Origin of the sequence: Collinsella sp. SGI.241, assembly GCF_050312955.1 — a bacterium.
Lineage (GTDB): Bacteria > Actinomycetota > Coriobacteriia > Coriobacteriales > Coriobacteriaceae > Collinsella.
The window spans coordinates 137,278-147,034 of sequence record NZ_JBNPKM010000006.1 but is presented as its reverse complement, the minus strand read 5'-3'; the positions used below and the strand labels follow the sequence as shown (position 1 = coordinate 147,034).

The window sequence follows — 9,757 nt, the reverse complement described above, 5'->3', positions numbered from 1 at the left end:
AGGACCGCGTCGCCGCGCTCCAGGCATCCGGGCCTGCCGCGGCTCCCGCGGGCGTACTGGGCGGAGACCAGGGCTATATCCGGGCGGCCGGCCCCGAGGGGGTTTCCCGCCTGCGGGCGCTCGGTCCCGTCCGCGCCCACGTAGAGGCACCTTGTGGAGTCGTAGAGCCACGCTTCGATGCCGAAGCGGTCGCGCAGCTCGGACTGCCACTGGGAGAGGACGGATTTGGGCGTGAGGATGACCACGCTTTGCACCCCGCAGAACCTGACCATGAAGGCCATGGCAGCCGCGGCCTCGAACGTCTTCCCCAACCCGACCTCATCGGAGAGCAGGACCCTGACGGGCCAGCGGGAAAGGGCGTCGATGACCGCACGCTCCTGGTGCTGGTAGAGCCCGGGGATGTCGCCGGAGACGAAGAAGTACGAGGGCATCCTGCGCGCCGCCGCGATGGCGCCCTCCGCGACCGCGGCATGCGACGCGCCGGGTCGGGGCACGCTCCCGCCGAGGCCGCGCTCGATGGCGGATGCGAACGATTGGGTTATCTCGCAGGACGTCACGCCCTCGGCGGAGCCCTCCCACAGGCCCTCGAAGACCCCGCGCCAGACCTTCTCGATGCCGGGCGTCTCCCAGGACTTCTGCACCATGATCGTCTCGTAGTTGCCGCCGAGCCCGGAGCGCGTCTCGTTGGCGCTCCCCGAGGCGATGACGGAGTTGCCCTGGGCGTCCCGCAGCAGGAACAGCTTCGTGTGGAAGAGCCCGCCGTCGTCCACAGCGGCGGCCCTCACCTCGAGAAGCCCGTCGGCGATCATCCACGCGAGCGTCGCCAGCCGCTCGCGCTGGATTGCGTCGGATAGGCCGAGGATGCCCTCCCCGATCTCGCGGCCGATTCGTTCCGCCTCGGCGCGTAGTGGCTCGGCGGGGTCCGCCGCCGCGGCCAGCTCGCCGGGGACGCTGTGGATACCGACGATGAGGCGCATGCGGCCGCCGCGGGCGTACAGCCCCTCCACCCCCGCCGAGATGGCGATGAGGGAGTCGAGCGTGTAGTAGCTCGTCACCCGGTCGTATTCGCTCGCCGCGCCGAGCAGCGGCAGGAGGAACTCGGAGAGCAGCCTGCTGCCGTGTCCGGTGTAGACGTATCCGATGCCGAGGGAGGGGAAGCCCTCCCGCCTTTGGTCGCGGGGCATGCGCTACCTTCCCAGCGCGTCGAGGATGCGGTCGCAGGCGTCGGCATCGCCGTCGATGCTGTCGCGGCATATCGCGCCCGCGTCCGCGATCTTCTCGAGGAGCTCGCGGAGCTTGCTCGACTGCTTGTCGGACAGGACCTTGCCCCTGCCCCTCTGCCCCGCCACGCTCGTCATGAACTTGACCATGAACTTGTCGTCCGCCTTGTACTGCCTGGCCTTCTCGAGGGCGTGCCTGATGTCGGCGCCGGACAGCGCCGCGACCCTCTGGTCGGCGGTCGGCTCCGCGATGGCGACCATGGAGCGGTACATTGCCTCGGCGGCATCCATACGGTCGCGGGAGTCCCGCCCGCGCTGGGCGGTCAGCGCCTCCAGCGAGCGCCTCGCCTCGTCCTCGCTCGCGCAGTTGAGGAACGTCCACGCGGTCCTCGGCGGGTTCGCGGCGGCGATCTCGGAGAGGAGGTCCTCGTCTAGGCCGCCCAGCTCGAGGAGCGCCTCCAGCTCGGACGGCGTCGCGTTGATATAGGCCGCGGCGGTGCCGAGGTCGAGTCCCGCCGAGTAGAAGTCGGACGAGACGGACGAAGCCCTCTCGTCCAGCGGCATTCCGGGGTCGTCCCATGCCCTCTTGACCGACTCGAGCGCATCAAGCCTGTTCATGCTACTCCTCTCCCTTCATGCCGCAGCGCACCGCGACCCAGTCGTTGCGCATCCTGGTCGCCTCCGCCGGGGCGACGGACAGCTTCTCCACGAGCACGCGGTAGATGGCGTCGGATGCCGCCAGCACCTGCCTCACCTCGTCGCTGACCTTCTTCTTCCACAGCGGGTGGTCCTCGTAGACGATCACCTGGAGCGCCGAGGGGTCGCCGTCGTCGTCGCCCTCCTCGTAGATGTAGTCGAAGGGCGCGTTGACGTCGCTGCCCCTGCCCCTGTTGACGATCGTGATGTTGACGGTGAGGCCCGACTCGAGCTCGAGGGACCTCTCGGTCACGACGTTTCGCACCGTCGTGTTGATGCCCGCCGTGTCCGCCGCGGTGCTCTCCTCAACGGGAGCGGTCAGCTCGTCGTCGGGCAGGATCGACTCGCCGCCGTACTGCTCGGCGAGGCTCTCCGCGACCCTTCGGACCTCCTGCGCGTCGTGTACATTGCCGGAGCGAGACAGGTGGCGAGAGCCCGCGACGAGGGTCTTCAGGTACTCCTTCATGTAGCTGGAGACCAGCTTCCACTCGGGCGTCTCCTGAAGCCCCTGCTTGTAGAAGGTCGAGTCGATGAAGCCGAGCTCGACGTCGCCGATGATACGGCTCGTCATGAGGTGCGCCTTGAACCAGGACTTGTCCCAGGGCATGACGAGCTGCCCGTGGCGGTAGATGTTGAAGCCGTACATGCCGTCGTTGTGCGTCTGGTCGCTGAGCGCCATCCAGCCCGTGATGCGGTACTTGCCGTTCGGCCCGCAGGCGGTGTCGATATCGACCTTGGTACCGGGCAGGTATTTGTAGCTGACGGGCTCGATCTCCGTCCTGTCGCGCCCCTGCACGAGCACGATGCGGTCGCCCGTCTCGAGGTGTCCCTTGAAGGCGGCGCCCAGGTACCTGACGATGGCGCCCGGCATCGGGTCGGGGTTCCTCAGGCGGCTGATGATGAATGCGCTGCCGTGGGGGACCCTGGCGAGCACGCCCGTGCCGTCGACCGGACTGTCCTCGATGACGACGTCCCAGGCGTCCGCGCCCGAGTCCCTGCGACTGTAGTCGTTGATGTCGAACGCGACGTGGTACTCGGTGTCCTCGCCGACCGGACGCGTGAAGATCTCGTAGTACGCGCCGAGGGCCGAGCACGCGGCCTTGAAGCCCATGCCGAAGTGGCCCTTGGCGTCCTCGCCGCGCTCGAGATGGCGCGACATGTCCTCGGCGATGCAGACCGCCTTCTCGAGGATGTCGCCCGTCATGCCCCTGCAGTTGTCGATGACGCTGATCTTGTCGTCGCCGAGCACGACGGCGACCTCGACTTTCTCATTTCCCACCCTAGCGTCGAAGCAGTTCGCGACCAGCTCGCCGATGGACTCGGGAACCGACTGGTTGGTCGCGCCGATGTTCGCCATCAGGCGCGGCGAGGGGTAGTTCTTCACCGTGCGACTCCCCATGGGGACCTCCGGAAATAATCGTCGGGGGCCGGCGGGCGCAGTCGCGCCGCAAGCCCCGCATTCGTTGCCATACGCCATAAGTTTACTTATTGCGCCCCTCGATTTATTGAGCAACAAATTCTATCTGGCGAACGGTCGCGTTCCGGGCGTGCCCGGGGTGCGCCAGATGAAGTATGGTCTATCGCGTTTCCAACCGAAGGGAGGTGAGAATATGGACGAGCGGGCCAAGGGCAGGGTCTACGACGTCTGCCACGAGATGCGCGGACTCGCCTCGGCGCTCGAGGCGGCCGCCCACGGGGAAATGGCCGAGCCGGAGCTTATAGTCGAGTACGCGTCTGGGCAGATTTCAAGACTTTCGGATATGCTCGCGTCGGCAATCGTCGGCAGCCGGCAGGATTGATGTCCATTGGTGCTATTTACATGGTCCCCGTTTCGGAAGCGCCGCGGGGGCATCGTTGTCGGGGTCGTGGACCACGTACCAGCTGTTCCCGTAATGGCAGATGTCGCGGCAGGTCCCGTCCCCGACGACCACTCGCCAGGACTCGGACTGCCTAGTCCTGCCGAGTGCCCACGAGCGGGCGCTGTAGGACTCGATGCGGTCGAACGGGTAGACGGTGCCGTCGTACCATTTGATTCCCCAGGGGACGTATTCGCCGTCGGGTCGGCACTCGACTAGGGCCGTGACCAGACGGATTGACTTCTCGTTCTCCCCCATGTGGTATCCTCCCGAAACACTAACGAACGCATGTTCTATTGTAGCGCATTGAACGGAAATTTGCCTTAGGTCTGGATGCCGCTGCGGCAAGAGCGGTGCAACCTTCTGGAATTGCCCTACGCTCGGCTCGTATTGCAAACCCTGAGCGAAGGGAGTGTCGCATATGAATGCAGCGGCAATTGACCTTCGGGGGGGGGTATCTCCTAGGAGTATCCGCCTCCGAAGCCAAGGAATCATCGAGTACGTCCTGATCATCGCGATTGTCGGCCTGGTCATCGTGTTCGCGGGGCCCGGCGTGGCGGGAGCCATCAGAAACCAGTTCAACCTGGTGGGCAACACGCTCAATAGCGGGACTAATGAAGGCACGGAGGGCGGCGGAGCAACCAGTGGAGGCTCTACGGGTACCGATTCCGCGAACGTCCAGGCGGCTATCGCCAAGGACGCGAAGGACTGGACACTCGATGAGCAGAAGGCCATAGCCGAGGACATCGCCGCCAAGGGCGAGGCATCGCCCGCCTACGCCAAGGCAAAGGCCGCCATGGATGCGGGGACGAAGTTCTCCGTCAAGTTGACCAATGGCAAGACGCTCGAGTACCAAATCATCGGCATCAACCACGACGACTTGGCCGACGGCTCGGGCAAGGCCGGCCTTGCGTTCGAGTCAACCAACAATGCTATGGGCGATCAGCGCATAAACGCCACGGAAACCAGCGCCGGCGGCTGGGAGAAGTCTGAGCTCCGCGGCCGTCTCAACACCGGTGACCTCTGGTCGCTCCTACCCGGCGAGCTCCAGTCCAAGGTGAAGTCCGTCACGAAGATGACCAATAACAGCGACGACGGTAGTACCGAGAGTTCCTCGGCCACGACCGACAAGGTCTTCCTGCTCTCGACGACGGAAATCTACGGGGATATGAGGTTCGGCGGCACACAGTACGAGTACTACAAATCCAAGGGCGTGACGAAATCGAACCATTCCGGCGCTTCATCGGTCTTCGGTCACTGGACTCGCTCCTTGCTTGAGTACAACCCCGGGTACTTTCGCTTTGTCAGTCCCTACGGCGATTATCGCGTCGTGAACGCGAAGGACCCCTATAGCGTGTTCCCTGCTTGGTGCTTCTAGACATTTAGTCCTATAAGCTGACATATGGATAAAGGTCCGTGCAGGATTGCGCGGACCTTTCTTTTAGCGATTACTCGAACAATTTGAGGTTCATGGTACAGGTTATCGGTCTGAGGAAAATAGGGGTCATACAGCGGCTCTCAGAGCGTCTGCCGCACTCCCCCGCCATTATCTTTGCGGCGACCTCGTATGGGGTCCATCCCGCTTGGCGTTTCGTTGCAACAGCCCACTTGTCCACCGATCAAGTGAACTACTGGAATAAATACAGCGACACGCTTGTTCGTTACAGTTGCTATATCTGTGTAATCGCCGCGATAAATACAGCCTGTACTCCACTGTATACCAGCTACGCGTATGTAGATTCATAACGCGTTAATAAATCGGCACAAGCGCGTGCAAAACGCGCAAGTAGCCGCAAAAAGCGGCTATCGCGCAGGTAGATTTTTGGCACCCTGTTGCTTAATCAAAATTAAGCAATTGCTTAAAACAAAAAAGGTCAGGCACTAGGTGCCTGACCTGCAAACTTCTGGTCGGGACGACTGGATTCGAACCAGCGACCCCTTGACCCCCAGTCAAGTGCGCTACCAAGCTGCGCCACGTCCCGAAGCTTTTGTTTGTTGCTCTGCTCTCGCTCGCAACAGGGAGTATAGTAACCCGAAACTTTGTCCTTGTGCAAGAACTTTTTTACAAATTTTGAAGCAAGTCTAAAATTGTATCTGCGAGCTGGGGTTTTGTTAGTACGGGAAGTTCTTGCGTGCCCGCTGTACTCACTATCCAGGCCTTGTTGGTATCGGTCCCAAAGCCCGAATCGGCGCGCGAGACATCGTTGGCGATAATGGCATCGCAACCCTTGCGCACGAGTTTGCGCTGCGCGTACTCCACGACGTTATCGGTCTCGGCCGCAAAGCCGATCACACGGCGATCGCCCTTTTGGCTTGAGAGCTCGGCCAGGATGTCAACGGTCTCGACGAGCTCAATTCGACCCAGGCGCTCGTTGGCCTTTTTGAGTTTATGGTTCGCCGGGGCCGCAGGCGTGTAGTCGGCGACGGCGGCGGCACAAATGGCCGCGTCGGCCGTCTGGAAGGCGCTCAGCGCAGCCTGGAGCATTTCCGCGGCGGTTTGTACGCGCACGCACGCTACACCGCGGGGAACGTCGAGCGATGTCGGTCCCAGCACAAGCGTGACGGCGGCACCGCGGCGCGCGGCCTCCCCCGCCAGGGCGATGCCCATCTTGCCCGATGAACGGTTGCCTATGAAGCGCACGGGGTCGATCGGCTCGTACGTGGGGCCGGCGGTGATTACGATGCGCTTGCCCACAAGGTCCTGAGGAGCGGGGTCGAGCAGCTTGCAGACGGCCTCGACGATGTCCTCGGGCTCGCTCATGCGTCCCGTGTCCACATCGCCGCAGGCAAGGTAGCCGCTACCCGGACCCACAACGTGGACACCGCGCTCGCGCAGCGTGGTCATGTTGGCCTGCGTGGCCGGCGCCTTCCACATGCCATTGTTCATGGCTGGTGCGACCACGATAGGACGCGGCGTGGCAAGCAACGTAGTGGAGATGAGGTCATCGGCGATGCCGTTGGCCATCTTGGCGATGATATTGGCCGTCGCGGGCGCCACGACCACCAAGTCGGGCTCCTGCGCCAGCGAGATATGGTGGATGGGGTCGGAGGGGTCGTCGAACAGACCCACGGCGACCGGCTCGCCCGTGAGCGCGCGAAAAGTGAGCGGGCCTACAAACTCGGTGGCATGCTCGCTCATAACGACCTTGACGCGGGCGCCGCGCTTTTGCAGCAGGCGCACGATATTGCACGACTTATAGGCGGCGATCCCGCCGGTAATGCCCAGCAGGATCGTTTTTCCCTCAAGTTGCATTGAATTGTCGGGTGCCGTCGTCATTGTTAGGCTTCCTTGTTGGGGAGCACGAGCAGGCGGTGGCAGTACGGACAGTGCGTAATCTCACTACCGTCGTGGTTGAGGTCGCTCATGGACGACGCCTGCAGCGCGGTGTGGCAGACCGTGGGGATGTTGCCCTTAATGGTCTCGACGGCCAGGCCGCGGAACTGCTTGAGCAGACGCTCGTAGTCGGTGAGCACGTCGGTCGGCAGCGTGGCGGCAAGCGCGGTGCGCTCCTTGGTGGCGGCATCAATCTGGGCCTGCAGGTCGGCGGCCTTGGCACGGGCGGCCTTGGTGTCGGCCTTCACGCCCTCCTCGAATTTGGCGATGATGGCCTGCGCGCGAGCCTCACGGTCGAGCGCCTCCTTGTGGGCGACAACGACATCCTTGCGGGTGTGCTCAATCTTGTCCAGTCGCTTGGCCAGGGTGGCGAGCTCGTTTTCCAGATCCTGGACCTCGCGGTAGTCAGAGCCGTCGAAGTGGCGTTTCTTGGCGGCCTCGATGGCGTTGTTGGTCTGGATCTCGGTGGTGTTGAGATCGTCCAGCTCAATGTCGAGGTCCTTGCGCTGAGCATAGAGCTTGGTCATTTCGGACTTAAGCTTTACATAGGTTTTGCGCTTTGAGGCGAGCTCCTTGAGCTCCGGCATATTGGCAAGTTCGCTCTTGTTGCGGGCGAGCTCCAAATCGATCTGTTGCAGCTTGAGTAGCGTAGCGCCGGCGCTCATAAGTTCTCTCCTTTTGTCACAGTCCACCATTGGCAAGGGTTCAGTATTTTAATCGCATGACGGGGGTCGACCCCGGCGTCAACCGCAGAGTTCATCAAGATATCCACGAACGGCTCCTCGGAGCGATCGTGGCCGAGCAAGATCACGCTCAGCCCGCGCAAGGCAAGATCTTGCGCCACGTGATAGCCCACCTCGCCCGTCACGATGACATCCGCACCGGCGGCGATGGCAAGCTCGCCAAAGTCGCCGAGGGAGCCGCCCAGAATAGCGACGGTGCGGCACGGGCGCTCGGCATCGCCCCATACGCGTGGGTCGCTGCCAAAGGCCGTGGCAGCACGGGCGGCAAGATCGCGCAGCGTGCACGGGTCGTTGAGTGTCGCAAAAACTCCCAGGCCGCAGGCCTTGGGGTCGTCCACGTGCTCCAGCGAGCTATCGGGCACGGCGTCCAACAGCTTACTTAGGCAGATGCGTGCCTCGTGCGAGCGGTCCAGGTTGGTGTGGAGCGAGATAATGCTCACCCCGCAGCGGGCCGCCTCGTAGAGCGCCGCGCTGCACTGGGGGCGCGTTGCGCTGGGCGGGCAAAACGACTCGGGCGCCTTGATGTAGACGGGATGATGCGTGAGCAACACGTTGGCTCCGGCTTTCAAGGCGCGCTGCACGTTGTCCCTGGTAGCGTCAAGCGCGCAGGCAACGCCGCGGATCTCGTCGTCGGGGTCGCCAACGGATAAGCCTACGTGGTCCCAGGGCTCGGCGTCCGTTTTGGGATAGCGTGCCAGCAGGGCGCGCTCGAGCTCGGCGACGATCATGCGGCACCTACAATCGAGAGCAGCGTCTGGGCAAAGTCGTCCAGATCGCTCGGATTCACGCGGTCATCGAAGGAGATGCGCAGTGCGCCCAGCGCCTGCTCGCGACCAATGCCCATGGCGCTGAGCACGTGGCTCGGGTCCATGCTGCCGCTCGAGCAAGCCGATCCGGCCGAAACCTCAAAACCAGCGGCGTCAAGCTTGATGATGAGCTCCTCGGAGTCCATGCCGTCAATATAGATCGATACCATGCCGGGCAGACGGTCGGCCTGCGTGTAGTCGCCCATGGTAGCGTGAATGCGTGGATTGGCCGTAAGCGTGGCGTAGAGCTTGTCGGAAAGGGCTTGCAGCTTCTTGCGCTCCTGAGCCACATGGGGCGCCAGAGACGAGGCGGCAGCGGCAAAGGCCAGCTGCGTGCGCAGGTCCTGCGTGCCGGCACGACGTCCGGCTTCCTGTCCTCCGCCAAAGATGCGGGGGCGCAGCGGCGTGCGGCTTTTTAGGTATAAGGCGCCGGAGGCTACGGGGCCGCCAATCTTGTGTGCTGCAACGGTCATAGCATCGACGCCCAGCTCGGTCACATCGAGCGGAATATGCAGATAGCCCTGGATGGCATCGGTGTGGAACAGGGCACCCGCGGTGTGCGCAGCCGCGGCAAGCTCGCGAATAGGCTGTACCACACCGGTCTCGTTGTTGGCGGCCATGATGCTCACGAGCGCGACGTCGTCGCCCAACAAGTCGCTCAGCTCGGCAGGCTCGATGTAGCCCGCACGGCAGGGCTGCACCAGGTCGACGGTAAAGCCGGCGGCTCGCAGCAGCGGCAGGTTGTCCAGAATCGAATCGTGCTCGATCGCAGACACGATCACGCGCTCGCGCTTACGATCGCGCTGACGAGCACCCTCGGCAAGTCCGAGGAGCGCCAGCTGGTTGGCCTCGGTACCGCCGTTGGTTAGGACGATCTCGGACGGGCGAACGCGCGCGCCAAAGCTGCGGGCGATCTCGCGGCGTGCAACCTCCAGACGTGCGGCAGCCTTGCGGCCGAGCGAGTGCAGCGAGTTGGGGTTGACGCCTGCAAGCTCGCTTTCGTCGTACTCGCGCTGCGCAAGGAGCGCCTCGGCGCGCATGGGCGTCGAGGCGGCATAGTCAAGATTCACGGGTATGCGGTTTTGACCTGCGGTCATAAGGG

At 63.4% G+C, this 9,757-nt stretch carries 10 protein-coding genes and 1 tRNA gene; 2 read left to right on the top strand and 9 right to left on the bottom strand.

Going from position 1 to position 9,757, the window contains the following annotated elements:
- From ACQQ92_RS04535 to ACQQ92_RS04525, 3 genes are all read right to left on the bottom strand, one after another.
- Positions 1–1,184, bottom strand: a 1,184-nt coding sequence (locus ACQQ92_RS04535) for a phospholipase D-like domain-containing protein (protein ID WP_427795895.1), incomplete at its 3' end; no start/stop codon positions are given.
- A 3-nt stretch (positions 1,185–1,187) separates the two neighbouring features.
- Positions 1,188–1,838 (bottom strand): hypothetical protein, encoded by a 651-nt coding sequence (locus ACQQ92_RS04530; protein WP_154516415.1) that lies wholly within the window; start codon positions 1,836–1,838, stop codon positions 1,188–1,190.
- A 1-nt stretch (position 1,839) separates the two neighbouring features.
- Positions 1,840–3,300, bottom strand: coding sequence for an ATP-binding protein (locus ACQQ92_RS04525; protein WP_427795894.1), 1,461 nt, complete (start codon positions 3,298–3,300; stop codon positions 1,840–1,842).
- 226 nt (positions 3,301–3,526) lie between these two features.
- Between ACQQ92_RS04525 and ACQQ92_RS04520 the strand changes: the two genes are divergently transcribed.
- On the top strand, positions 3,527–3,715 hold the full coding sequence (locus ACQQ92_RS04520) for a hypothetical protein (RefSeq protein ID WP_154516421.1): 189 nt from the start codon (positions 3,527–3,529) through the stop codon (positions 3,713–3,715).
- A gap of 12 nt (positions 3,716–3,727) precedes the next feature.
- On the opposite strand, the gene ACQQ92_RS04515 is transcribed toward ACQQ92_RS04520, so the two are convergent.
- Positions 3,728–4,030 (bottom strand): hypothetical protein, encoded by a 303-nt coding sequence (locus tag ACQQ92_RS04515; protein WP_427795893.1) that lies wholly within the window; start codon positions 4,028–4,030, stop codon positions 3,728–3,730.
- Positions 4,031–4,325: 295 nt separating this feature from the next.
- On the opposite strand from ACQQ92_RS04515, the gene ACQQ92_RS04510 reads away from it, so the two are divergent.
- Positions 4,326–5,150 (top strand): DUF6273 domain-containing protein, encoded by an 825-nt coding sequence (locus tag ACQQ92_RS04510; RefSeq protein ID WP_427795892.1) that lies wholly within the window; start codon positions 4,326–4,328, stop codon positions 5,148–5,150.
- A gap of 527 nt (positions 5,151–5,677) precedes the next feature.
- Here ACQQ92_RS04510 and ACQQ92_RS04505 read toward each other — a convergent pair.
- The 5 genes from ACQQ92_RS04505 to ACQQ92_RS04485 form a co-directional block, all read right to left on the bottom strand.
- Positions 5,678–5,754: transfer RNA gene (locus ACQQ92_RS04505), tRNA-Pro, on the bottom strand.
- 80 nt (positions 5,755–5,834) lie between these two features.
- Positions 5,835–7,049, bottom strand: a complete 1,215-nt coding sequence (gene coaBC / locus ACQQ92_RS04500) for a bifunctional phosphopantothenoylcysteine decarboxylase/phosphopantothenate--cysteine ligase CoaBC (protein WP_427726756.1) — start codon at positions 7,047–7,049, stop codon at positions 5,835–5,837.
- A 2-nt stretch (positions 7,050–7,051) separates the two neighbouring features.
- Positions 7,052–7,771, bottom strand: a complete 720-nt coding sequence (locus tag ACQQ92_RS04495; protein ID WP_427726754.1) for a zinc ribbon domain-containing protein — start codon at positions 7,769–7,771, stop codon at positions 7,052–7,054.
- Positions 7,768–8,577 (bottom strand): Nif3-like dinuclear metal center hexameric protein, encoded by an 810-nt coding sequence (locus ACQQ92_RS04490; RefSeq protein WP_427795891.1) that lies wholly within the window; start codon positions 8,575–8,577, stop codon positions 7,768–7,770. The genes ACQQ92_RS04495 and ACQQ92_RS04490 overlap by 4 nt, the downstream gene beginning before the upstream one ends.
- Positions 8,574–9,752, bottom strand: a complete 1,179-nt coding sequence (locus ACQQ92_RS04485) for a cysteine desulfurase family protein (RefSeq protein ID WP_427795890.1) — start codon at positions 9,750–9,752, stop codon at positions 8,574–8,576. The genes ACQQ92_RS04490 and ACQQ92_RS04485 overlap by 4 nt, the downstream gene beginning before the upstream one ends.
- Positions 9,753–9,757: the final 5 nt, after the last annotated feature.